Annotated in this window: 23 protein-coding genes; 16 read left to right on the top strand and 7 right to left on the bottom strand. The window is 54.9% G+C overall.

What is annotated here, in order from left to right:
• Nucleotides 1-20 precede the first annotated feature (20 nt).
• Genes ACMVME_RS01200 through ACMVME_RS01185 form a run of 4 tightly spaced genes read left to right on the top strand, consistent with a single transcriptional unit; the run spans nt 21 to nt 3,844 of the window.
• The gene (locus ACMVME_RS01200) at nt 21-1,043 is read left to right on the top strand and encodes an ABC transporter permease (RefSeq protein ID WP_014170162.1); all 1,023 of its coding nucleotides are present in this window, start codon (nt 21-23) and stop codon (nt 1,041-1,043) included.
• Nucleotides 1,040-1,936 carry a D,D-dipeptide ABC transporter permease gene (ddpC, locus tag ACMVME_RS01195; RefSeq protein WP_068794652.1) on the top strand — a complete coding sequence of 299 codons (897 nt, stop codon included), beginning with the start codon at nt 1,040-1,042 and terminating at the stop codon, nt 1,934-1,936. The genes ACMVME_RS01200 and ddpC overlap by 4 nt, the downstream gene beginning before the upstream one ends.
• Nucleotides 1,933-2,919: an ABC transporter ATP-binding protein gene (locus tag ACMVME_RS01190; RefSeq protein WP_414743339.1), complete on the top strand. Its 987-nt coding sequence runs from the start codon at nt 1,933-1,935 to the stop codon at nt 2,917-2,919. The genes ddpC and ACMVME_RS01190 overlap by 4 nt, the downstream gene beginning before the upstream one ends.
• Nucleotides 2,912-3,844 (top strand): ABC transporter ATP-binding protein, encoded by a 933-nt coding sequence (locus ACMVME_RS01185; protein WP_063924920.1) that lies wholly within the window; start codon nt 2,912-2,914, stop codon nt 3,842-3,844. Before ACMVME_RS01190 ends, ACMVME_RS01185 begins: the two co-directional genes overlap by 8 nt.
• A 26-nt stretch (nt 3,845-3,870) precedes the next feature.
• Here the strand turns inward: ACMVME_RS01185 and ACMVME_RS01180 are convergent, their stop codons facing one another.
• Entirely contained in the window at nt 3,871-4,620 is a 750-nt protein-coding gene (locus ACMVME_RS01180; RefSeq protein ID WP_068794654.1) for an SDR family NAD(P)-dependent oxidoreductase, read from the bottom strand.
• A gap of 153 nt (nt 4,621-4,773) precedes the next feature.
• Between ACMVME_RS01180 and ACMVME_RS01175 the strand changes: the two genes are divergently transcribed.
• The 3 genes from ACMVME_RS01175 (at nt 4,774) to ACMVME_RS01165 (ending at nt 6,616) form a co-directional block, all read left to right on the top strand.
• Nucleotides 4,774-5,679, top strand: coding sequence for a LysR family transcriptional regulator (locus ACMVME_RS01175; protein ID WP_025204143.1), 906 nt, complete (start codon nt 4,774-4,776; stop codon nt 5,677-5,679).
• Nucleotides 5,680-6,000: 321 nt separating this feature from the next.
• On the top strand, nt 6,001-6,219 hold the full coding sequence (locus tag ACMVME_RS01170; protein WP_260453904.1) for a polymorphic toxin type 44 domain-containing protein: 219 nt from the start codon (nt 6,001-6,003) through the stop codon (nt 6,217-6,219).
• Nucleotides 6,197-6,616, top strand: coding sequence for a hypothetical protein (locus ACMVME_RS01165; RefSeq protein ID WP_068794655.1), 420 nt, complete (start codon nt 6,197-6,199; stop codon nt 6,614-6,616). The genes ACMVME_RS01170 and ACMVME_RS01165 overlap by 23 nt, the downstream gene beginning before the upstream one ends.
• A gap of 78 nt (nt 6,617-6,694) precedes the next feature.
• Here ACMVME_RS01165 and ACMVME_RS01160 read toward each other — a convergent pair whose 3' ends face one another.
• Complete coding sequence (locus ACMVME_RS01160) at nt 6,695-7,123, bottom strand: OsmC family protein (RefSeq protein ID WP_014170171.1); 429 nt, start codon at nt 7,121-7,123, stop codon at nt 6,695-6,697.
• 127 nt (nt 7,124-7,250) lie between these two features.
• On the opposite strand from ACMVME_RS01160, the gene ACMVME_RS01155 reads away from it, so the two are divergent.
• Nucleotides 7,251-8,210, top strand: coding sequence for a hypothetical protein (locus ACMVME_RS01155; protein ID WP_068794656.1), 960 nt, complete (start codon nt 7,251-7,253; stop codon nt 8,208-8,210).
• Nucleotides 8,211-8,233: 23 nt separating this feature from the next.
• Here ACMVME_RS01155 and ACMVME_RS01150 read toward each other — a convergent pair whose 3' ends face one another.
• Nucleotides 8,234-9,109 (bottom strand): LysR family transcriptional regulator, encoded by an 876-nt coding sequence (locus ACMVME_RS01150; protein ID WP_068794657.1) that lies wholly within the window; start codon nt 9,107-9,109, stop codon nt 8,234-8,236.
• Between the two features lie 111 nt (nt 9,110-9,220).
• Between ACMVME_RS01150 and ACMVME_RS01145 the strand changes: the two genes are divergently transcribed.
• The 6 genes from ACMVME_RS01145 (at nt 9,221) to adhP (ending at nt 15,873) form a co-directional block, all read left to right on the top strand.
• Entirely contained in the window at nt 9,221-10,072 is an 852-nt protein-coding gene (locus ACMVME_RS01145) for a Vmh family MBL fold metallo-hydrolase (RefSeq protein ID WP_025204138.1), read from the top strand.
• A 231-nt stretch (nt 10,073-10,303) separates the two neighbouring features.
• A complete protein-coding gene (bdm, locus tag ACMVME_RS01140) occupies nt 10,304-10,519 on the top strand; it encodes a biofilm-dependent modulation protein (protein ID WP_020884080.1) in 216 nt (71 codons plus the stop codon).
• Nucleotides 10,520-10,614: 95 nt separating this feature from the next.
• On the top strand, nt 10,615-10,752 hold the full coding sequence (gene sra / locus ACMVME_RS01135; RefSeq protein ID WP_013096533.1) for a stationary-phase-induced ribosome-associated protein: 138 nt from the start codon (nt 10,615-10,617) through the stop codon (nt 10,750-10,752).
• Between the two features lie 176 nt (nt 10,753-10,928).
• On the top strand, nt 10,929-12,626 hold the full coding sequence (locus ACMVME_RS01130; RefSeq protein ID WP_063214386.1) for an NAD-dependent malic enzyme: 1,698 nt from the start codon (nt 10,929-10,931) through the stop codon (nt 12,624-12,626).
• 322 nt (nt 12,627-12,948) lie between these two features.
• The gene (locus ACMVME_RS01125) at nt 12,949-14,658 is read left to right on the top strand and encodes an ABC-F family ATP-binding cassette domain-containing protein (protein WP_068794658.1); all 1,710 of its coding nucleotides are present in this window, start codon (nt 12,949-12,951) and stop codon (nt 14,656-14,658) included.
• A gap of 204 nt (nt 14,659-14,862) precedes the next feature.
• Nucleotides 14,863-15,873 (top strand): alcohol dehydrogenase AdhP, encoded by a 1,011-nt coding sequence (gene adhP / locus ACMVME_RS01120; protein ID WP_020884077.1) that lies wholly within the window; start codon nt 14,863-14,865, stop codon nt 15,871-15,873.
• A gap of 43 nt (nt 15,874-15,916) precedes the next feature.
• Here the strand turns inward: adhP and ACMVME_RS01115 are convergent, their stop codons facing one another.
• Nucleotides 15,917-16,423: an RrF2 family transcriptional regulator gene (locus ACMVME_RS01115; RefSeq protein ID WP_014170178.1), complete on the bottom strand. Its 507-nt coding sequence runs from the start codon at nt 16,421-16,423 to the stop codon at nt 15,917-15,919.
• Nucleotides 16,424-16,622: 199 nt separating this feature from the next.
• Between ACMVME_RS01115 and ACMVME_RS01110 the strand changes: the two genes are divergently transcribed.
• Nucleotides 16,623-17,825 carry an NAD(P)/FAD-dependent oxidoreductase gene (locus tag ACMVME_RS01110; protein WP_183516339.1) on the top strand — a complete coding sequence of 401 codons (1,203 nt, stop codon included), beginning with the start codon at nt 16,623-16,625 and terminating at the stop codon, nt 17,823-17,825.
• A 30-nt stretch (nt 17,826-17,855) separates the two neighbouring features.
• Here ACMVME_RS01110 and araJ read toward each other — a convergent pair whose 3' ends face one another.
• Nucleotides 17,856-19,034, bottom strand: coding sequence for an MFS transporter AraJ (gene araJ / locus ACMVME_RS01105; RefSeq protein WP_068794660.1), 1,179 nt, complete (start codon nt 19,032-19,034; stop codon nt 17,856-17,858).
• Between the two features lie 166 nt (nt 19,035-19,200).
• On the opposite strand from araJ, the gene ppk2 reads away from it, so the two are divergent.
• Nucleotides 19,201-20,019: a polyphosphate kinase 2 gene (ppk2, locus tag ACMVME_RS01100; RefSeq protein ID WP_025204134.1), complete on the top strand. Its 819-nt coding sequence runs from the start codon at nt 19,201-19,203 to the stop codon at nt 20,017-20,019.
• Nucleotides 20,020-20,062: 43 nt separating this feature from the next.
• On the opposite strand, the gene fdnI is transcribed toward ppk2, so the two are convergent.
• Nucleotides 20,063-20,716, bottom strand: coding sequence for a formate dehydrogenase-N subunit gamma (gene fdnI / locus ACMVME_RS01095; RefSeq protein ID WP_020884059.1), 654 nt, complete (start codon nt 20,714-20,716; stop codon nt 20,063-20,065).
• Complete coding sequence (fdxH, locus tag ACMVME_RS01090) at nt 20,709-21,593, bottom strand: formate dehydrogenase subunit beta (protein WP_014170219.1); 885 nt, start codon at nt 21,591-21,593, stop codon at nt 20,709-20,711. Before fdxH ends, fdnI begins: the two co-directional genes overlap by 8 nt.
• Nucleotides 21,594-21,596 lie beyond the last annotated feature (3 nt).

Here is a 21,596-nt window from a genome sequence, read left to right as displayed (position 1 = left end):
TTCTCGCCGGGGGAAAGTGTATGACGTTCTGGAGCATTGTGCGCCAGCGCTGCTGGGGGTTAATCCTGGTGGTGGCCGGTGTCTGTATCATCACCTTTATTATTTCACACCTGATCCCCGGCGATCCGGCCCGCCTGTTGGCCGGAGACCGCGCCAGCGACGACATTGTGCAAGGTATCCGCCAGCAGCTGGGGCTGGATCAACCGTTGTATATCCAGTTTGGTCGCTATGTGGATGCGCTGGCCCATGGCGATTTAGGCACCTCTATCCGCACCGGGCGACCGGTTGCGGAAGATTTGAAGGCCTTTTTCCCGGCCACCCTGGAGCTGGCTTTTTGTTCCCTGCTGCTGGCGCTGGTTATCGGCGTGCCGCTGGGGATTTTATCGGCGGTCTACCGTGACCGCTGGCTGGATCATCTGGTGCGCTTAATGGCGATGACGGGCATTTCAACGCCCGCATTCTGGCTTGGGTTGGGAGTGATTGTCCTCTTCTACGGGCATCTGCAACTTCTGCCGGGCGGTGGAAGGCTTGACGACTGGCTCGATCCGCCGACGCGCGTTACCGGCTTTTATCTGGTGGATGCGCTGCTGGAAGGCAACGGGGAGGTCTTTTTCAATGCCCTGCAGCATCTGATTTTACCTTCGATGACGCTGGCATTTGTTCATCTCGGCATTGTGGCGCGTCAGGTTCGCTCGGCCATGCTGGAGCAGCTCAGTGAAGATTACATACGAACCGCACGCGCCAGCGGATTGCCCGGCTGGTACATCGTGCTGCGCTATGCCCTGCCCAATGCGATGATCCCGTCAATTACCGTGCTTGGACTGGCACTGGGCGATCTGCTGTATGGCGCAGTCCTCACCGAAACCGTCTTTGCCTGGCCGGGAATGGGCGCCTGGGTCGTCACCTCTATTCAGGCACTCGATTTCCCTGCCGTCATGGGCTTCGCGGTAGTGGTCTCACTGGCCTATGTGCTGGTTAATCTGGTGGTCGATCTGCTCTATCTGTGGGTTGACCCGCGAATCGGGCGCGGAGGTGCCGAATGATGTTGACTCAGGAAACGCCCGTCCCGGTTAAAACAGCGAAAGCAGGCATCAACTGGGCAAAACTGTTCTGGATGCTGCGTAAAAGCCCCCTCACGCTGATTGGCGCCGCGATCATGATCCTGATGCTCCTGCTGATGGTGACATCGCCGTGGATTGTGCCGCATGACCCCAATGCGCTGGATTTGACCGCGCGTCTGCAGGCTCCGTCTACCGAACACTGGTTTGGCACCGATGAGGTTGGCCGCGATCTGTTCAGCCGGGTGCTCGCCGGCAGCCAGCAGTCGATCAGCGCGGGGCTGGCCGTCGTGGTGATTGCGGGCGGTATTGGCTCGCTGCTGGGCTGTTTGTCTGGCGTAATGGGCGGGCGCGGCGACGCCCTTATTATGCGCATTATGGACGTGATGCTCTCCATTCCCTCGCTGGTGCTGACCATGGCACTGGCAGCGGCGCTGGGGCCGAGCCTGTTTAACGCAATGCTCGCCATCGCGATTGTACGTATTCCGTTTTACGTGCGTCTGGCTCGCGGGCAAACCCTTGTCGTGCGCCAGTTTACCTATGTTCAGGCGGCCCGCACCTTCGGCGCATCACGCTGGCATTTAATCAGCTGGCATATTCTGCGCAACGCCCTGCCGCCGCTGATTGTGCAGGCTTCGCTGGATATTGGCAGCGCCATTCTGATGGCCGCCACGCTGGGCTTTATCGGTCTGGGCGCACAGCAACCCACCGCCGAATGGGGCGCGATGGTTGCCGTAGGGCGCAACTATGTACTTGACCAGTGGTGGTATTGCGCTTTTCCTGGCGCGGCCATTTTGATTACCGCCGTGGGCTTTAATCTTTTTGGTGACGGCATCCGCGACCTGCTGGATCCGAAATCAGGAGGGAAACAGTCATGACCGACTCTGTTTTAACCATCGAGGATTTACATCTGAGTTTCCCGATATACCGCGGTGAGGTTCATGCGCTGAACCACGTCTCGCTGGAGATTAAACGGGGTGAGATTGTCGGCGTAGTGGGCGAGTCGGGGTCGGGGAAGTCGGTTACCGCCATGCTCGCCATGCGCCTGTTGCCGGAAGGCTGCTACCGAATTCATCACGGTCAGGTAACATTGCTGGGAGAGGATGTTCTGACCGCATCGGAAAAACAGCTTCGCCAGTGGCGTGGGGCAAAAGTGGCGATGATTTTTCAGGAGCCCATGACCGCCCTGAACCCAACGCGACGGATTGGTAAGCAAATGGTGGAGGTGATCCGCCAACATCAGCCGCTCGACCGTCGCGCGGCGCAGCAAAAAGCGATTGCCCTGCTGGAGGAGATGCAAATCCCGGACGCAAAAGCGGTGATGGCGCGTTATCCGTTTGAACTCTCCGGCGGCATGCGTCAGCGAGTGATGATCGCCCTTGCCTTCTCCTGCGAGCCTGAACTTATCATCGCCGACGAGCCGACCACGGCGCTGGATGTGACCGTGCAGCTGCAGGTACTGCGTCTGCTGAAGCACAAGGCGCGGGCCAGCGGAACCTCGGTGCTGTTTATCAGCCACGATATGGCCGTGGTTTCCCAGCTCTGTGACCGGATGTATGTGATGTACGCGGGAAGCGTAATTGAGAGCGGTGCCACGCAAACGCTGATCCACCATCCCGTTCATCCCTACTCCATCGGCCTGTTGCAATGTGCACCTGAAAACGGTGCGCCGCGCGAGTTGCTTCCGGCCATTCCCGGCACGGTTCCTAATCTCAGCCAGCTTCCACAAGGCTGCGCGTTCCGCGAGCGCTGCTTTGCCGCCGGGACGAAATGCGGTGAGGCACCGCGCTTGCTTCCTAATGGTGCAGAGGGCCAGATGGTTGCCTGCTGGTACCCGCAACGGGAGAAACACCATGTCTGACATTTTGCTTGAACTGGATAGCGTGCATGTCAACTTTCCCGCACGCAAAAACTGGCTGGGCCGCGTCACGGAACAGGTGCATGCCCTCAATGGACTGGACCTGCAGATCCGTCGCGGCGAAACGCTGGGCATTGTAGGGGAATCCGGCTGCGGGAAAAGCACGCTGGCACAGCTATTGATGGGCATGCTCAGGCCCAGCACCGGCGACTATCAGCGGACGCATCACGCGGGCGGCATGCAGATGGTTTTTCAGGACCCGCTCTCCTCCCTCGACCCGCGTCTGCCGGTGTGGCGCATCATCACCGAGCCGGTGTGGGTGCAAAAACGCAGCAGTGAACGCGAACGGCGCCAGCTGGCAGAGACGCTGGCGATGCAGGTGGGTATTCGTGCGGAATATCTTGACCGGCTACCGCATGCCTTTTCAGGCGGGCAGCGCCAGCGCATTGCTATCGCCCGGGCGCTGTCGTCCAATCCAGACATCATCGTGCTCGACGAACCCACCAGCGCGCTGGATATTTCCGTGCAGGCGCAAATCCTCAACCTGCTGGTAAAACTGCAGCAGGAACGGAACCTCACCTATGTGTTGATCTCACATAACGTCTCGGTAGTCAGACACATGAGCGATCGTGTGGCGGTGATGTATCTGGGCCAGATCGTGGAACTGGGAACCACCGATCAGGTGCTTGTCAGGCCACGCCATCCCTACACCCGGCTGCTACTTGATTCCGTCCCCAGAACCGGTGAACCGCTGGATGAAAACCTGGCGCTGCGTAAAACAGAGCTTCCTGGCAATCGCCACCTACCCACCGGCTGTTATTTCCGGGACCGCTGTCCGCAGGCAGCGCAAGGGTGCGAGCGCCCGCAGTCGCTACAGCCTTCAGTTGAGGGCTGTAGCGTGCGTTGCTGGCGCAATCTGAGCGAGTAGCCACGCAGGGTGGCGCTGTTTCACGTTTAAATTTGCGCCATTCCACCGTCGACAAACAGTTCGGTGGCGTTGATAAAGCTTGCTGCATCTGAGGCCAGAAACGCCACCGCTTTACCCACTTCCCCCGGCGCGCCTAAGCGCCCCAGCGGCACCTGGGCGGCCAGCGCGTCATACAGCCCCTGACGATGTTCTTCCGCCACCAGGTCACCCAGCCCTGGGGTTTTGATGGGCCCCGGGCTCACCACGTTGACGCGAATACCGCGCCCCTGCAAATCCAGCGCCCACGAACGGGCAAAGTTGCGCACGGCGGCTTTACTGGCACTGTATACGCTAAAGTTTGCGGTTCCTTTAATGGATACCGTGGATCCGGTCAGAATGATCGACGATCCGGCAGATAACAGCGGTAACGCTTTTTGCACGGTGAACAGTACACCGCGAACGTTGGTTGCAAAGATGCGATCAAACTGCTCTTCAGTGATAGCGCCTAACGGCAGCATGTCGCCACCCCCCGCATTGGCGAACAGAATATCCAGACGCCCTTCGTCTTTTGCAATCTGCGCATAGACTTTATCGAGGTCGGAAAGTTGAGAGACGTCTGCACGAATGCCGACCGCCGCGGTGGCAATTTGTGCGACGGCTGCGTCCAGCTCTGCCTGACGACGTCCGGTGATGTAAACCTTCGCGCCCTGAGCCGCCAGTTCCTGCGCGGTGGCGAGACCGATACCTGTGCTGCCGCCCGTAACCAGGGCAATTTTACCTGCGAGAGACGTATTCATATTATTCACCTTTAATCATGTTTTCAGGATGCCCGCAAAAACGGTTGAAGAGGTTTTCGCTTGCGTTGAATAAACTCTATCGGTTGCAGGATTAATGAAAAACGGGCAAAAATGAAAATCACTATTCACAGGTGGAAATAATCCGGAGTACGAATGGACCAGCTCATGGCAATGCGCGCATTTACACGGGTGGTGGAAACCGGAAGTTTTACGCGTGCGGCTGATTCTCTGAATATGCCTATCGCCACCCTGAGCAAGCTGGTGAAATCGCTCGAAGCGCACCTGGAGATCCGGCTTTTACATCGCACGACACGACGGGTAGTCACCACACCGGAAGGTGCCGGGTACTATGAAAAAGCGCTCAGGGTGCTGATTGATATTGAAGATATCGATACGTCGTTTCGCGTTTCTCGCGCGACGCCGAAAGGCCATCTGCGCGTGGATGTGGGCGGTTCAACCGCGCGCGACGTGCTGATCCCCCTGCTCCCGGATTTTATGCAGCGTTATCCGGAAATACGCATCGATCTTGGCGTGGCCGACCGGCCCGTAGATTTGATCAGCGGTAACGTTGACTGCGTGATCCGCGGCGGCCCTCTGGACGACTCCTCCCTTATTGCCCGTCATCTGGGTGACGCTGAAATGGTCACCTGCGCGACGTCTGATTATTTAAAATATCATGGCGTACCAGCCTATCCGCGGGAACTGTGCAATGGCCATAAGCTGATTAGCTACCTTTCTCCCGTCACCGGTCGGGCCTTTCCGTTTCGCTTCAGGGAAAAGGGAGAAAGGCTGGAGATAAGTATTCCGCACTTCCTTGGGGTCAATGAAAGCAATGCTCATCTGGCGGCGGCGGTGGCAGGTTTAGGCATTATTCAGACGTTTCAGTATTCGACAAAAAGGCATTTACAGGCGGGGACGTTAACTGAAATTCTTAGTGACTGGCGACCTGACGCTTATCCGTTTCATGTGGTTTATCCGCAGAACCGGCATCTGACACATCGACTGAGAGTGTTTATCGCCTGGCTGGCAGAAGTGTTTCCTGCCGCGCTGAAGGGATAGCCGGAGCAAAATACGGATAAACTTTATAATCCATGAAAATCCGGTGCTAATGCATTTATTTCTATCCTTTAATTCAGCGTTTTTTATTGACCTGGTGCGGATAATGGGTTGATATCTACCCAAAAATCAAACTTTAAGGATGACGTTATGGCTGTATTGCCACAAATGCCGAGTGGAGGCACAAGGTTAATTGATAGCAATATGCGTGAAGCTAGCACGCATGGCGCAGGGCGGAATATGGCGCTACCGCAAACCTATTACTGGTTCTATCAACAGGTCAAAAATCGTGGCCCGTGGGATTACAAATAGCAACGCCGTGACCTGGCTAATTTTGGTAATTTTAATTATGGGGCCACCGGGTTTGCAGCAGGGATACCAGAAGCAACCTTGTATATGGGCGCGGGTTTTGCACAAAGCCGGGCGGGAACGTCGAAGCCGCAATGGGGAACATGGTACGGTGAGTTACCTTACGGGGATGACCCTCATGACCAGTTTTGGATTAAACAGGGAATAGATTATGCCAAACAGCACGGTTATTAAGTGGCTGCACAGAGCGCTAACTGCCGCGCTGCTGGTTTTTGTAGGGTTTCAGTATTTTGCAAACCAGCCACCGGATGATGACCTTTACTCACAACAACAAATTACACCCGAGGTCTATTTGTACGTTACAAAGTACAAAGGCGGGGGGGCGACGGTTTCAGATGTTTATCGCTATTACCTGGATACAAAAGTGCAGGATAATCTGTTGGAGCACCTGAAGAAACGCTCACCCTTTATGGTAGCTGACACTGGCGACGCCAAAATCTCTGGCTACGGCTCTCACGTCAATGTAAACCTCACCGGGCGTGTTTATTCGTTTACGAATTCAGATCTCTTTTACGCAGGTAATGTGGCCATCATGCCCATTATCAGCCTTAACGCAACCGGCACGCGTTAAGATTCCTTTTGCTACCCACAAATACACCTATCCTCATGCGCACAGCTGCGCGCATGAGGGCTTTTCATGAGCTTTGGTTTAATTGAGCGTGTAATCCAGCGTGATTTCCGCGTTCAGCAGCTGGGAAACCGGGCAGCCGGCTTTCGCTTTCTGAATAACGCCATCGAACTGCTGAGGGTCAATGCCGGGTACAGTAACCTTGCTCTGCAGTGCGACCTTCGTAATGGCGAAACCGCCCTCTTTTTTATCCAGTGACACGTCTGCGGTAGTATCAATGGAATCGGCGGTGTAGCCTGCTTCACCCAGCATCAGCGACAGTGCCATTGAAAAACAGGCTGCGTGTGCGGCACCAATCAGTTCTTCCGGGTTGGTCCCTTTTTCGCCTTCAAAACGGGTGTTGAAGCCGTAAGGCTGTTGATTGAGAACGCCGCTCTCGGTAGAAACAGTTCCTTTTCCGCGTTTAATATCGCCAGACCAGTGTGCTGAACCGTGCTTATGAATTGTCATTCTTGCTCTCCTTTTGGCTTACAAAGGGTTAAGTATAGACCAGAGATCTGACGCGTCCTGGAACACAGAGTATTCTGGTTGGCGTTGATGCGATACCTCACTTCGAACCATCAAAAGGGAAAGGCCTATGATGCTAAACACCAGGCTTGTCGTGGCACTGACCACGCTCGCCGTGACGCTCCCCCTCTTTGCCAGCACGCCGGAGAATTTTATCTATACCAGCTCGGGCGACCTTGATGCCGCCGCCGCGTTTATCGCCCGTCGTGATATCGGTGGCGCGCAGATTGTTTATAACTGGCGTGCACTGGAGCCTGAGAAAGACAGATATGACTTCTCACCCATAGAGCGAGACCTGGCGCGCCTGAAGGCCAGCGATAAAAAGCTGTTTATTCAAATCCAGGATCGCTTCTTCGAAAAAGATGCCCGGTATGTCCCTGATTATCTGATGGCAGACACAAAGTACAGCGGCGGTATTTCTCCGCAGTTTGACAACCCTGGTGAAGGGAAACCTACAGGTTCAGGCTGGGTAGCCCGTCAGTGGGATCCTGCCGTGCGTGAACGGTATCAGGCCTTACTGGCAGCCCTGGCGAAGCGTTTTGATGGCCAGGTTTACGGTGTGAACTTACCTGAAACCGCCATTGACCTTGATGAGAAAAAGCCGCCGACAGGATTTTCGTGCGACAACTATTTTGCCGGAGAAATGGAAAACCTCGCCTTTGCGCGAAAGGTTTTCACGCAATCCCATGTCGTACAATATGTGAACTTCTGGCCGTGTGAATGGAACAATGATCATAATTACATGGGGCGGCTGTTTGAATACGCCAGTGCCCATAATATCGGGCTTGGCGGACCGGATATTGTTCCCAACCGCAAGGCGCAAATGAAAAACGCCTATCCGTTCTTTAACCAGTATAAAAACAAACTGCCGCTGGTCGCCATGGCCGTTCAGGAGCCCACGCTTACCTATAGAAACCCGGCTACCGGCAAGCCCTTCACCAAAGATGAATTTGTTCAGTTCGCAGAAGCGTATCTCGGCGCAGATATTATTTTCTGGAGCACGACGTCGCCCTGGCTGACGACGAAATAAGCCACAGGTTCACTGCGCGGGCATCAGTTCAGATGCCCTGCAATTTCATCAAGAAAGACGCGCAGGGCCGCAGGCTGATATTCCCGCGACTGGTAAATCCCGTGAATGGCGAGCGGCTTAGGCACTAAGTCTGTGAGCACCGGGACCAGCAGTCCTTGCTCGAGCGCCCCTTGCGCTTCGTGCTCGGGCAGCATTGCAATACCGCAATGTTTAACCGCCGCGTCCATCAACAACGACGAGATGCTGGCGCTAAGATTGCCGCTCACCGCGACGCTCACGCTTTCGCCTTCCAGCGTCACAAAATGCCACGACTGACCCGCGAAGAAGATGTAATGCAGACAATTGTGCTGCGCCAAATCCTCAGGCGTCACGGGCGTGCCGTGCTGCGCAAGATAGTCCGGCGAGGCGCAAAGCACCGAACGGCACTCGCCCAGCCTGCGGGCAATCATGCCCGGCTCCGGGTTATCGGTAATACGCACGGCTACGTCAATACGCTCGCCCACCAGACTCACGGGATGGTTATTCACATCCAGTTCAATTCTGAGCTGCGGATAACGCGCCAGCAGCCCGGGCAGTACCGGCGCAATCATGTGCATGGCGGTAAAGTGCGCGCAGGCTACCCGTAAGGTGCCGGAAGGTAAATCTTTCTCCGACTGGCCTTCAATCTCCTGCGACAGTTGCGAAAGGGTACGCGTTTTCTGCAGTACCTTTTCCCCTGCTGCGGTCAGCGTCAGCTTGCGCGTTGAGCGGTTCACCAGCCGGGTCCCCGCCCACTTCTCCATCTGCTCAAGATAACGGCTTACCATGGGCCGGGAAATGCCCAGCGCACGGGCTGCGGCACTCAAACTTCCCAGCTCGCAAATCCGGTTATAGACCTGTGCGGCAATAACGCGATCCATATAACGCTCCATTTGCTCGATTTATGAAACTAAGCATGTCTTGTTTCAGGAATTCTGGCAAATGGAGAGTTCGGTACAATAGGGTCTTTCCTGATAAAAAGAGACATGATGATGAAGCTCACTCGCCTTGCACTGCTATGCACCCTCTTCACGCCGGCGGTCTTCGCCGCACCGTTGACCATTGATACCTGGAACCCGCAGGAGAAAGGCATCTTTGCGGTCTCGTCGACGCTGGTGTCTGGCCCGAAAGAGGCCGTCCTGTTTGACGCGCAGTTCAGCGTGAAAGACGGTGAAGCACTGGTGGAGAAAATTCGCCGCAGCGGTAAAACCCTGAACAAGATTGTGATCACCTCCGGCGATCCGGACTTCTACTTTGGTCTGCAGCCGCTGGTTAAAGCGTTCCCGAATGCGAAAGTCGTGGCGACTCAGCAGGTGGTTGACCATATCAAGGCCACCAAAGATGCCAAGCTGGCCTTCTGGGGCCCACAGATGAAAGACGGCGCGCCAACAACGCTGATCGTTCCCCAGGTGCTGACCTCCACCACGTTTATGGTTGATGGTGAGAAAATCGATATTGAACAGCCAGACAGCTACGCGGCCTATGTCTGGATCCCATCAGCGAAGACGATTCTTGGCGGCACGGGCGTTTCATGGGGCATCCATCTGTGGACGGCCGATACCCAGACCCGCGCACGTCGCCAGCAGTGGCAGGACACGCTGGAAAACATGGCGGCGCACAAACCTGAGCGCGTGATCCCGGGTCACTATCTGGGGACGCCACCGTCAGGTACCGGCGCTATCGATTTTACCCGTGAATATCTGCAGCGGTTCGAGCAGACGCTGGCTAATCACAAAGATTCTGCTGGCGTCATTAGCGCCATGAAAAAAGCGTATCCGGGCCTGGCCGAAGAGAGCTCGCTGGAATTAAGTGCGAAAGTGAATACCGGCGAAATGAAATGGTAAATTAATCTCTGCTCCTGCTATTTTCTCGGATAGCAGGAGCAGCATCAAAATATTCCCCCTCGTCCCCTGTCATTATTCCTCCATTTCTAAAAGTGTCTAAAAGCATGCACTTATGTCATTTTTATTTCTAAGATGAATCTTAGACACAGCAAGGAAAATATTTGCCATTCTGTTTGTGAATTACATTTTTTGCGAGCCGTACCATTACACAGACAACGACACGGAGGCAGCATGTTTACTTATTACCCGGCAAATACTGCAGCAGCACAACCTGAACTCGTTAACGCGATCGCACAGGGTCTTCACGCCGAACACGGTGCTGTGACTGAAGATGACATTTTGATGGAACTGACCAAATGGGTGGAATCCACAGACAATGACATCCTCAGTGACATCTACCAACAGACCATTAACTACGTGGTCAGTGGACAGAATGCCTCTTTGTAAAAACCTGCTAAGCTGGATCTGCAACCTAAGGGGTTACATTTCGTTTGCGTAAGCAAACTTGTCCTTAAAACTATCAACAGGATTGAGGAGTAAAGATGAAATCGAACCGTCAGGCACGCCATATTCTGGGACTGAACTACAAGCTTTCTAACCAACGTAAAGTGGTGATTGAGGGCGACAGTGAAACGCAAGTCACCCATGCCACCGGCAGAAAACGCCACGCTGGCAAGTAAGTTCCAGTAAGAGATCCTGAACACCATCGGCAAAACCGATGGTGTTTTTGTTTATGTGTTGCGGTAATTAACATTTAGCTCCTTTATAATACCGCCTGACCGCACCCCACCGCACAGGCCAGAAAGATGACAAACAGCAGTGTCAGGGACGGATCTTCAAAAAAAGAGTGAGTGACATGGACAACAAACTGAAAAAACATCGTTCCTTATATATCCCTTATGCCGGTCCGGTTTTACTGGAATTCCCCCTGCTCAACAAAGGCAGCGCCTTCAGCATGGAAGAGCGCAGCAACTTCAACCTGCTTGGTCTGCTGCCCGAAGTGGTGGAAACCATTGAAGAACAGGCTGAACGTGCGTGGATCCAGTATCAGGGTTTCAAGACTGAAATCGACAAGCACATCTACCTGCGTAACATTCAGGACACCAATGAAACCCTCTTCTATCGCCTGGTTCAGAACCACCTCGAAGAGATGATGCCGGTGATCTACACCCCAACGGTGGGTGCGGCCTGTGAACGTTTCTCTGAGATCTACCGTCGCTCCCGCGGCGTATTCATCTCTTATCAGAACCGTCACAATATGGACGATATTCTGCAGAACGTGCCGAACCACAACATCAAGGTCATTGTTGTGACTGACGGGGAACGTATTCTCGGCCTCGGGGATCAGGGCATTGGCGGAATGGGGATCCCAATCGGTAAGCTCTCGCTGTACACCGCCTGTGGGGGTATCAGCCCGGCGTACACCCTGCCGGTAGTGCTGGATGTGGGTACCAACAACCAGCAGCTGCTCAACGATCCGCTGTACATGGGCTGGCGTCATCCGCGCATTACCGACGATGAGTATTATCAGTTTGTTGATGATTTTATCCAGGCCGTTAAGGCACGCTGGCCGAACGTGCTGCTGCAGTTTGAAGACTTTGCTCAGAAGAACGCCATGCCGCTGCTGAACCGCTACCGCGATGACATCTGTTCATTCAACGACGACATTCAGGGCACCGCCGCCGTGACCGTTGGGACGCTGATCGCCGCCAGCCGTGCGGCAGGCAGCCAGTTGAGCTACCAGAAAATCGTCTTCCTGGGGGCAGGATCTGCGGGCTGCGGTATTGCCGAGCAGATTATTGCTCAGACGCAGCGCGAGGGCTTGAGTGAAGAACTGGCCCGTTCCCGCGTCTATATGGTTGACCGTTTCGGCCTGCTGACCGACGGTATGCCTAACCTCCTGCCGTTCCAGACCCGACTGGTTCAGAAACGCGAAAACCTGAAAAACTGGGATACCGACAACGAGGTGCTCTCCCTGCTGGACGTGGTGCGCAACGTGAAGCCGGACATTCTTATCGGCGTTTCCGGGCAAACCGGTCTCTTCACCGAAGAGATTATTCGCGAAATGCACAAGCACTGCGAACGCCCTATTGTGATGCCGCTCTCTAACCCGACTTCCCGTGTAGAAGCAACACCGCAGGACATCATCGCCTGGACCGAAGGTAACGCACTGGTGGCAACCGGCAGTCCATTCGACCCGGTGGTGTGGAAGGATAAAACCTATCCGATCGCGCAGTGCAACAACTCCTACATCTTCCCGGGGATTGGTCTGGGGGTTATCGCGTCCGGTGCGTCACGCATTACCGATGAAATGCTGATGTCCGCCAGCGAAACCCTGGCGAAACACTCACCGCTGGTGAATAACGGTGAAGGCCTGGTGTTACCAGAGCTGAAAGACATTCATAAGGTGTCCCGCGCGATCGCTTTCGCAGTAGGAAAAATGGCACAGCAGCAAGGCGTGGCGGTGAAAACCTCCGCCGATGCGCTGCAGCAGGCCATTGACGACAACTTCTGGATGCCGGAATACCGCAGCTATCGCAGAACGTCTATCTAAAGAACAGGCCGGGTCAGGCAATCATGCCTCCCGGCCTGCCATTCTGCCCGCGCTTGCCGGGCCGTAAAATCCCCGCTACACTGCCTTCATCCATTAACCTACTGAATATATAAGGAGGCCAATTATGCTGTACTGTGAAATTTTCAATGTTTCACATACATTTGGTGATCGCACCAGCTCAAGCGTTATCGGTATCGTGCTGCGATAACTTCTGCTTGAGCGAAGACACCAACCCCTAAATCCCTTCTCTCGGGCTTACTGAGTTATCGTCAGCGATGTTTGACGAGGCATAAACATGCCTGTAACTCTTGGGTAAGCAACAATGAGCACTTTACTCACTGCACAATCTCTACGTGTTGATACGGCGTTTGGTACGCTCTTCGACTCGCTCTCCTTTACGCTGAAAAAAGGCGATCGCATCGGTCTGCTGGGCGACAACGGCTGCGGTAAAAGTACGTTGCTGAAGGTGCTGGACGGTACGGACACGCCTGCCGCCGGAACGGTCGCGCTGGCCGGGCACTGCATCATGGCGCGCGTAGAACAACATCTGCCGGACGGGATTTACCCCCTGAGCATGCTGGATGCCGTGCTGGCACAACTGCCTGCAGCTGAACGCGAGAGCCTGCGCTGGAAAGCGGAAACGCTGCTGGCGAGTATGGGCTTTACGCCGCAGGACTGGACATTAACCTCGGCAACATTGAGCGGCGGGCAACATACGCGTCTGCTGCTGGCGCGGGCTTTGATTAATGCGCCGGACCTGCTGCTGCTGGATGAACCGAGTAACCACCTCGATTTACCCACCATGCTCTGGCTGGAGCAGTTTTTACAGGCCTGGTCAGGCAGCTTTGTGCTGGTTTCACATGACAGGCAGCTGCTGGATGCCGTAACCAACGGCAGCTGGATCCTGCGCGATAAGATGCTGCATTACTTTGCCCTTCCCTGCACCGCCGCACGCAAAGCGCTGGATGCGAAAGACGAAAGTGATGCGCAGCGCCACAAGGCAGAACAAAAGGAGATCGACCGCGTCGCGGCCAGCGCAAAAAGACTGGCGACCTGGGGCAAAGTCTATGACAACGAAGACCTGGCCCGCAAAGCGAAACAGATGGAAAAGCAGGTTGAACGGCTGAAAGAGAGCCAGACGGAGGTCACGGCGGGAAGTCAGTGGACATTAACCCTGCGCGGCGACGCGCTACGGGCCGACCGTCTGCTGGAGCTGGAAAACCTCGCGGTGCCGCCGGCTCCCGGGCTGCCTGCGCTGTTTAACATTGACATCGCGCGTCTCAAAAGCGGCGATCGCGTGGCCATCGTTGGACGTAACGGCTGCGGTAAATCATCCCTGATGAAGCTGATCTGGCGGCATTTTCGCGGCGAGCAGGCTGACGATGGGCTGAAACTCCACCCACGCGTATCGCCTGGCTATTATGACCAGACGCTGAACCAGCTCCCGGACGATGCATCGCTGTTTGACGCACTGGAGCCGTTTGCACCCGATCCGCAGAATCGCAAGATGGCCCTGATCGGTGCCGGCTTTGCGTGGCCACGTCACGGTCAGAAAGTCAGTACGATCAGCGGTGGAGAACGCTCTCGCCTGCTGTTTGTTGGCCTGACGTTAGCGCGCTATAGCCTGCTGATGCTGGATGAACCGACCAACCATCTGGACATGGAAGGCAAAGAGGCGCTGACAGAAACCCTGCAGCAATTTGAAGGTGGCGTGCTGCTGGTCAGCCATGATCGTCAATTAATCAGCCAAAGCTGCAACCGTTTCTGGCTGATTGAGGACGGCAGGCTGAGTGAATGGCATGACGCCGAAGCGGTCTTTGAACGGCTGCGTGAAAGTGCAGGCCTGATAACATCGCCGTGTTCACCGAAACAACAGCACGATCGCCCTTCGCAGTTTGACGACCTGCTTGAACGGCTGATCGCGCTGGAGACATTGCTGGAGGAAGACCTGGCCCGCAAACCGAAGCACCAGAAGCCGCAGTTGCAGGCGCAATGGCGCCAGGAGATTGAGGCGATAGAAGCAAAACTGTAAGTCCGCGCCCGGCGAGTGTCTCGCCGGGCCGCTCTCCCCCTGAACGCCCCCCTGATTATTAGAGGATCGCTGTATTCTTAATCCGAAATCGAATCAAATGATGACATTATGTTGCTGCCACCTTGCATTAACGCGCCTAAGTATTAATCCTTAAGAAGTAGTACACCTGCTATGCAGAATCTCATCATGAACAAGGAGAAACATATGAAGGCTGCTGTTGTCACTCAGGATCATCAGGTCAATGTCACCGAAAAATCATTACGTCCGCTTAAGCATGGAGAAGCCCTGCTGAAGATGGAATGCTGCGGCGTATGTCATACCGATCTTCACGTGAAGAACGGTGATTTCGGTGATAAGACCGGGGTGATCCTGGGTCACGAAGGAATAGGGATCGTTAAAGAGATTGGCCCAGGCGTCAACTCGCTGAAAATTGGCGACCGTGCGAGCGTGGCATGGTTTTTTGAAGGCTGTGGACACTGCGAATACTGTAATACCGGCAACGAAACCCTGTGCCGGGATGTGAAAAACGCGGGTTATTCCGTTGACGGTGGGATGGCTGAAGAGTGCATCGTGACCGCCGATTATGCGGTAAAAGTGCCGGACGGTCTGGATTCCGCAGCGGCGAGCAGCATCACTTGCGCGGGGGTCACCACCTACAAAGCGGTAAAAGTGTCCCACATTAAGCCGGGCCAGTGGATTGCGATTTACGGTCTTGGTGGTCTGGGTAACCTTGCGCTGCAGTACGCTAAAAACGTATTCAACGCCAAGGTCATCGCCATTGATGTGAACGATGAACAGCTGAAACTGGCCGCGAGCATGGGGGCAGATTTAACCATTAACTCTCGCAGCGAAGATGCAGCGAAAATTGTTCAGGAGAAAACCGGAGGCGCACATGCCGCGGTGGTAACTGCCGTGGCAAAAGCAGCCTTCAACTCAGCGGTGGATGCCGTGCGTGCGGGTGGCCGCGTGGTCGCCGTGGGCCTGCCGCCGGAAGCGATGAGCCTGGATATTCCACGCCTGGTTCTGGACGGCATTCAGGTCGTCGGTTCGCTGGTGGGAACCCGTCAGGACCTGATGGAGGCATTCCAGTTTGCGGCAGAGGGCAAAGTGGTGCCAAAAGTGACAATGCGTCCGCTGGAAGATATCAATGCCATCTTTAAAGAGATGGAGCAGGGTCAAATCCGCGGTCGTATGGTGATTGATTTACGCTCTTAATCGCCGGTTGCCGGGGGGCGGTTTTGCCTTACCCGGCATTTCACTACGACGATCGCCGGTCAGAAATCCACTCCTGAACCTCAATCTGAAAGGTATCCGGCGCTTTGCGGTACATCTTGCGCGCCAGATCGAGAATGGTATGTCGCGCTAACTCCTCTTCCATCCGTTGCTGTGCGCTGTCCATGACCGAACGTACGCCACACGGGCCATTGCACACCCAGGCAGGAGGCGTTTCATTAAACACCGCCAGCCGCTGACGCACCTCGCGACACTCAAACATGTTCTTCTCACCGTCAATGGCGTGCGCCACATCCAGTACGGTGATCAACTCCGCCGGGCGCGCCAGTTTAAACCCGCCGCCCTTACCTTCCGTGCTGCTCACCAGCCCGGCACGTGACAAACGGGTGAAGATTTTTCCCAGGTAATCATACGGCACACCCTGCAGGGCGGCCATTTCCCGGACGCTCATCTCACGCTCATTGCCTTTTGCATCCACCATGCACATCAGGCTGTGAATGCCGTATTCCACACCGGAACTGTAAAACGCCATGGTTAACTCCGAAGTTATTTATCTGGGTCATTATAACGGCGTTATTGCCCACAATCACAACTACCCTCCCCTTTTTCATTAACATGCTGATTTTATGCAGCATTAAAATTTAACTCAGAAAGAAGTTGTCTCAGTTAACTGCGACAAGTATAGTTGCAGTTATGTCAGGTATACAGCGTGATGATCAAAAGGATCGAAGATGAAGAAGCAGATTTTAATTGTGGGCAGTGGTTTTTCCGGCATGTGGGCTGCAGTCAGTGCCGCGCGTCTGAATGCGCTGGAGGGCAATAACAGCCTGAAGATCGCCGTGCTGGCACCCGCCCCCGAGTTGCGTGTTCGCCCGCGCTTCTATGAAGAGAACGTGACGTCGCTGGTCTCGCCGCTGACCGGACTGTTCGCTGAACTGGGTATTGATTTTATCGCCGGTAAAGCAGAATTCATTGATATAAAAGGGAAAAGTGTTTCCTATCGTGATGCGAATGGCGTAACTGCCGCAGTGAGTTACGAGCGGTTAGTGCTGGCCACCGGCAGTCAGAGCAAGCGTCCACCGATTGCCGGGCTGGCTGAGTACGCCTTTGATATCGATCAGCTTGAATCCGCACAGACCTTTGAGCAGCATCTTGACTCCCTGGTCTCGCGCCCTTCCACCGCTGCGCGCAATACCGTGGTTATCTGTGGCGGCGGTTTTACCGGCATTGAACTGGCAACCGAGCTTCCTGCCCGACTGCGCGCTCGCTTCGGTGATGATACGGCGACAAGAGTTATCGTAGTTGAAAGGGGTCATGTCATTGGCGGACGATACAGTGAAGCATTGCGTAACACCATTGAAGACGCGAGCCAGGAACTGGGGATTGAGTGGCGTCTGAACAGTGAAATTGAGGCCATCGATGCGAACGGCGTAACGCTGAAAAACGGCGAACGTATCCCCGCTGCAACCGTAGTCTGGACGGCAGGCGTTGAAGCAAACCCGCTTGGACAACAGATTAACGGCGAACGCGATAACCAGGGGCGTCTGAAAGTGACAGAAACGCTGCAGGTTCCGGCTCATCCGGACGTGTACGCGACGGGAGATATGGCCTACGCCAGAACGGACGAGATGGGGAACACGGCGCTAATGACCTGCCAGCACGCGATCCAGTTGGGTAAATTTGCCGGCCACAACGCGGCAGCCAGCCTGTTGAATCGCACGCCTTATCCTTACCGCCAGGTTAACTACGTGACCTGTCTGGACCTGGGTGCCTGGGGTGCCGTTTACACTGAAGGGTGGGACCAGGCCGTCAAATCGGTGCGTGATGACGCAAAGAAAATCAAAATCGCCATCACCAATGAACTTATCTACCCGCCAGCAGCGGACAAAGCCGTGGCGTTTGCCGCTGCCGATCCGTTGGCGAAATTTGTCTAGCGCCCTTCTACCGCGCCTTACCGGCGCGGTTCAACGTGCGGAAGCGAGCGAACCGGCGTCTGCCTTTCTGGCCCGAAGGTGCGCGTAGATCAGCAGTGAACTCATGGCTGAGAAAGAGAGCACAGCCGCTGGCAGCGTGACATAGCTCCAGCTAAAGCCAAGCGTGATCATCATCCCGCCAAAATACGCCCCTATCGCACTGCCGAGGTTAAATGCCATCTGTCCGCCTGCGGCACCCAGCATCTCACCGCCCTTCGCATTTTGCAGGAGAAGAATTTGCAGCGGCGCAGAGAGTGCAAACAGCCCGGCGCAGCAGATAAAGCCCATCACCAGCGACGCCGTTTTATGTTCCCCAAAGGCGAATAGCAACAGCAGTGACGCGACAATGACCATGTCGGTGGTGGCGGCAATACGCAGCGGACTGAAGCGACCCGATAATTTCCCGCTCAGGAGATTACCTAACACCATACCCAGCCCCATCAGCATCATGATGACCGTCATGACGCCTTCGGAGAAGCCAGAGACGTTGACCATAAACGGTTTGACGAAGCTGAACCACGCAAACACACCAGCATTACCAAACATGGTGGCGGCAAAAATCAGCCACGGCTCCGGTTTTTTCAGAAAGGAAAATTGCGCGGTCAATTTGATTTCGGAGCGATCATGGATGTGCGGCACCCAGACCAGTACCGAGATGATCACCAGAGCATCAAACAGGGCAATCAGGAAAAAGGTATAGCGCCAGCTGAATTCATGACCCAGCCAGGTGCCCAGCGGTACGCCCACCAGATTGGCAATCGTCATGCCGGCTATCATGCCCGCCACGGCGACCGTCACCTTCCCCGGAGGCGCAATTCTCGAGAGAATAATCGCCCCGACGCCAAAAATGGCGCCGTGCGGAAAACCGGAAATCAGCCGCCCTATAGCCAGCCAGGCATACGACGTTGAAAAGGTAAAAATTGCATTTCCGACGGCACACAACACCACCAGAAACAACAGCGTGGATTTTAACGAGAACTTGCCTGAGAACAACGCCACAATCGGGGCACCAATCACCACACCAAAGGCGTAAAACGAAATCATATTCCCGGCTGCGGGAATTGAAATTCCGGTGTCATGGGCCAGTTCAGTTAATACGCCCATAATGCCAAATTCAGCCATTCCCAGGCCAAACGTGCCAAGTGCCAACGAAAAAATTGTCTTTTTCATACCACAACCACTGGTTAACAACGCGCGACGGGCATTATTGAACAATCTTGTATGGTGAGCCAGTTCAAATCAGCTGGCTGACACGTTAATCCATTAATTCAGGTGGATTACACTTCATAGTGCGGCCCCGCTTTTTCCCGCGCCGGACAACCTGAGGATGACAATCATGGGAAGCAAGAAGAAAACCAGTGTCGCAGTTGATGTCATAAAGCATGAGCCGTTAAAAACGAAAGAGTATGAAAAAGAGCTTCGTCGCCTCCACGTTGAACTGGTTAAGCTCCAGCAGTGGGTCGTCGCAAAGGGTTTAAAGGTCTGTATTGTCTTTGAAGGGCGCGACGGTGCCGGTAAAGGCGGAACCATTAAAGCCATCACTGAACGCGTTAGCCCACGCGTCTTCCGGGTTGTTGCGCTCCCCGCGCCGACGGAAAAAGAGAAGACCCAGCTCTATTTCCAGCGTTATGTCCCCCACCTGCCAGCCGCCGGCGAAATTGTCATTTTTGACCGCAGCTGGTACAACCGCGCGGGCGTTGAACGGGTGATGGGATTCTGCACACCGGAGCAGGTCGAGAAGTTTCTTGATGGCACGCCGGTGATGGAAAAAGCAATGGTGGATGCCGGGATCATCCTGCTCAAATACTGGCTGGAGGTCACGCCGAAAGAACAGGAGCGTCGTCTGCGCGATCGTATTAACGACGGGCGAAAGACCTGGAAATTATCTCCAATGGACATTAAGTCTTTTAATTTGTGGGATGAATATACCGTGGCGCGAGATGCGATGTTTGCTGCCACCGACACCGCCTGGGCGCCGTGGTTTGTCGCCCGTTCGGAAGATAAAAAACGCGTGCGCCTGAACATTATTTCGCACCTGCTGGCGCAAATCCCGTACAAAGCCATTCACATCGAAGCGGTGAGTTTGCCGAAGCGTAAGATTGGTAAAGTGAAGCCGACCCAATACCCGTTCCGGTATGTTGAAGAGCGTTTTTGACTTAAGCGCTCGCGGGTCAGAGAATGACCCGCGAGCGCGGGACTTACGGCATCCCTTTCGTACTGTCCTGTTTCGCTTCCAGCCGCTCAACGTCACGGTACCAGCGCGGGTGGTGTTTCTGCGCCCAGCGGCGGCTCACCTTCCCTTCAATCATGCCTTTAATCGACCCTTTGACCCAGAAGGCCATATACATGTGGATCAGGATGGCGTGGATCAGAATGATGGCTGACGTCGCGTGAATAAGCAATGCGTAGCGAATCACCTGAATGGGGAAGTAGTGCGCAAAGTACGGCCGCCAGATAATGACGCCGGTGACCAGCAGAACAAAAATCATGCTCATGATGGTCCAGAACATCATCTTCTGCCCGGCGTTGTATTTCCCGACCTTCGCAACCTTATGCTCATTGCCCTTCAGAACCTCAATAATCCCCTTCAGCCATGGAATGTCATGCTTATCCGGAATATTGTGATGTACGAAGCGCGCAAACATAAACATCAGCACCACGAAAATCAGCACGCCGAAGAACGGATGCAAAATACGCCCCATCTGTGGCGTCCCGAAGGTTTCCGTCAGCCACTGCAGCGTCGGGAAGAAGAAGGAGATCCCCGAGACCGCCACCAGGAAGAAGCAGATCACTACCGTCCAGTGACAGGCACGGTCGACAAACTTCGTGCGCACAATCCATGACTTACTCATGAGGTTCCTCCTCGTCGTCATCCACCTCTTTGTTGGGTCCGATACCGATGTAGTGATAAATCAACCCGGCGAAAGTAGCGATAAAGCCCGCCGCAGAGAGCGGTTTGAGCGCCCCTTTCCACAGATTGATCGAGGTATCGATCGCAGGATCTTTCGGCAGATTGTGGTACAGCTCCGGCTGGTCGTTATGGTGCAGAACATACATCACGTGCGTTCCCCCCACACCCTGCGGGTTATAAATGCCCGCACTGGCGTAACCGCGCGCTTTCAGTTTGTCCACGCGCTGCTGGGCTACCTCCAGCATCTCTCTTTTTGTCCCGAAGTGGATAGCCCCGGTCGGGCAGGTTTTCACGCAGGCAGGCTCCTGCCCGACGCTCACGCGATCGACACACAGGGTGCATTTGTAGACCCGGTTATCCTCTTTACTGAGGCGCGGAATATTAAACGGACATCCCGCAATGCAGTAGCCGCAGCCGATGCAGTTATCCTGCTGGAAATCGACAATTCCGTTGGCGTACTGGACGATGGCCCCGGCTGACGGACAGGCCTTCAGGCACCCCGGATCTTCGCAGTGCATACAGCCGTCTTTACGGATCAGCCACTCCAGCTTGCCGTTCTGATCGGTTTCGCTAAAACGCATTACCGTCCAGGATTTGGCACTCAGATCCGCCGGATTATCGTAAACGCCGACGCAGTGTCCCACTTCATCGCGGATATCGTTCCACTCCGAGCAGGCCACCTGGCAGGCTTTACAACCCACGCAGGAAGTGACATCGATAAGCTTGGCGACTTCTGCCTTATCATCCCGCGCACGAGGCGCGGGGGTGATGGAGTTGGTCGCGGAGCGTTTAATAATGTCCTGTGTTTCCATTGCCATGTA

The sequence above is a fragment of the Enterobacter cloacae complex sp. 2024EL-00711 genome, from assembly GCF_047529885.1.
Lineage (GTDB): Bacteria > Pseudomonadota > Gammaproteobacteria > Enterobacterales > Enterobacteriaceae > Enterobacter > Enterobacter ludwigii.
Note: the sequence above shows the minus strand (reverse complement) of the source record. Positions and strands in the feature narration are given on the sequence as shown.

Excerpts from the sequence above, each read along its gene's own strand:
- ACMVME_RS01200 (WP_014170162.1), top strand. The coding sequence starts at position 21 with ATGACGTTCTGGAGCATTGTGCGCCAGCGCTGCTGGGGGTTAATCCTG.
- ddpC (WP_068794652.1), top strand. The coding sequence starts at position 1,040 with ATGATGTTGACTCAGGAAACGCCCGTCCCGGTTAAAACAGCGAAAGCA.
- ACMVME_RS01190 (WP_414743339.1), top strand. The coding sequence starts at position 1,933 with ATGACCGACTCTGTTTTAACCATCGAGGATTTACATCTGAGTTTCCCG.
- ACMVME_RS01185 (WP_063924920.1), top strand. The coding sequence starts at position 2,912 with ATGTCTGACATTTTGCTTGAACTGGATAGCGTGCATGTCAACTTTCCC.
- ACMVME_RS01180 (WP_068794654.1), bottom strand. The coding sequence starts at position 4,620 with ATGAATACGTCTCTCGCAGGTAAAATTGCCCTGGTTACGGGCGGCAGC.
- ACMVME_RS01175 (WP_025204143.1), top strand. The coding sequence starts at position 4,774 with ATGGACCAGCTCATGGCAATGCGCGCATTTACACGGGTGGTGGAAACC.
- ACMVME_RS01165 (WP_068794655.1), top strand. The coding sequence starts at position 6,197 with ATGCCAAACAGCACGGTTATTAAGTGGCTGCACAGAGCGCTAACTGCC.
- ACMVME_RS01160 (WP_014170171.1), bottom strand. The coding sequence starts at position 7,123 with ATGACAATTCATAAGCACGGTTCAGCACACTGGTCTGGCGATATTAAA.
- ACMVME_RS01155 (WP_068794656.1), top strand. The coding sequence starts at position 7,251 with ATGATGCTAAACACCAGGCTTGTCGTGGCACTGACCACGCTCGCCGTG.
- ACMVME_RS01150 (WP_068794657.1), bottom strand. The coding sequence starts at position 9,109 with ATGGATCGCGTTATTGCCGCACAGGTCTATAACCGGATTTGCGAGCTG.
- ACMVME_RS01145 (WP_025204138.1), top strand. The coding sequence starts at position 9,221 with ATGAAGCTCACTCGCCTTGCACTGCTATGCACCCTCTTCACGCCGGCG.
- bdm (WP_020884080.1), top strand. The coding sequence starts at position 10,304 with ATGTTTACTTATTACCCGGCAAATACTGCAGCAGCACAACCTGAACTC.
- sra (WP_013096533.1), top strand. The coding sequence starts at position 10,615 with ATGAAATCGAACCGTCAGGCACGCCATATTCTGGGACTGAACTACAAG.
- ACMVME_RS01130 (WP_063214386.1), top strand. The coding sequence starts at position 10,929 with ATGGACAACAAACTGAAAAAACATCGTTCCTTATATATCCCTTATGCC.
- ACMVME_RS01125 (WP_068794658.1), top strand. The coding sequence starts at position 12,949 with ATGAGCACTTTACTCACTGCACAATCTCTACGTGTTGATACGGCGTTT.
- adhP (WP_020884077.1), top strand. The coding sequence starts at position 14,863 with ATGAAGGCTGCTGTTGTCACTCAGGATCATCAGGTCAATGTCACCGAA.
- ACMVME_RS01115 (WP_014170178.1), bottom strand. The coding sequence starts at position 16,423 with ATGGCGTTTTACAGTTCCGGTGTGGAATACGGCATTCACAGCCTGATG.
- ACMVME_RS01110 (WP_183516339.1), top strand. The coding sequence starts at position 16,623 with ATGAAGAAGCAGATTTTAATTGTGGGCAGTGGTTTTTCCGGCATGTGG.
- araJ (WP_068794660.1), bottom strand. The coding sequence starts at position 19,034 with ATGAAAAAGACAATTTTTTCGTTGGCACTTGGCACGTTTGGCCTGGGA.
- ppk2 (WP_025204134.1), top strand. The coding sequence starts at position 19,201 with ATGGGAAGCAAGAAGAAAACCAGTGTCGCAGTTGATGTCATAAAGCAT.
- fdnI (WP_020884059.1), bottom strand. The coding sequence starts at position 20,716 with ATGAGTAAGTCATGGATTGTGCGCACGAAGTTTGTCGACCGTGCCTGT.
- fdxH (WP_014170219.1), bottom strand. The coding sequence starts at position 21,593 with ATGGCAATGGAAACACAGGACATTATTAAACGCTCCGCGACCAACTCC.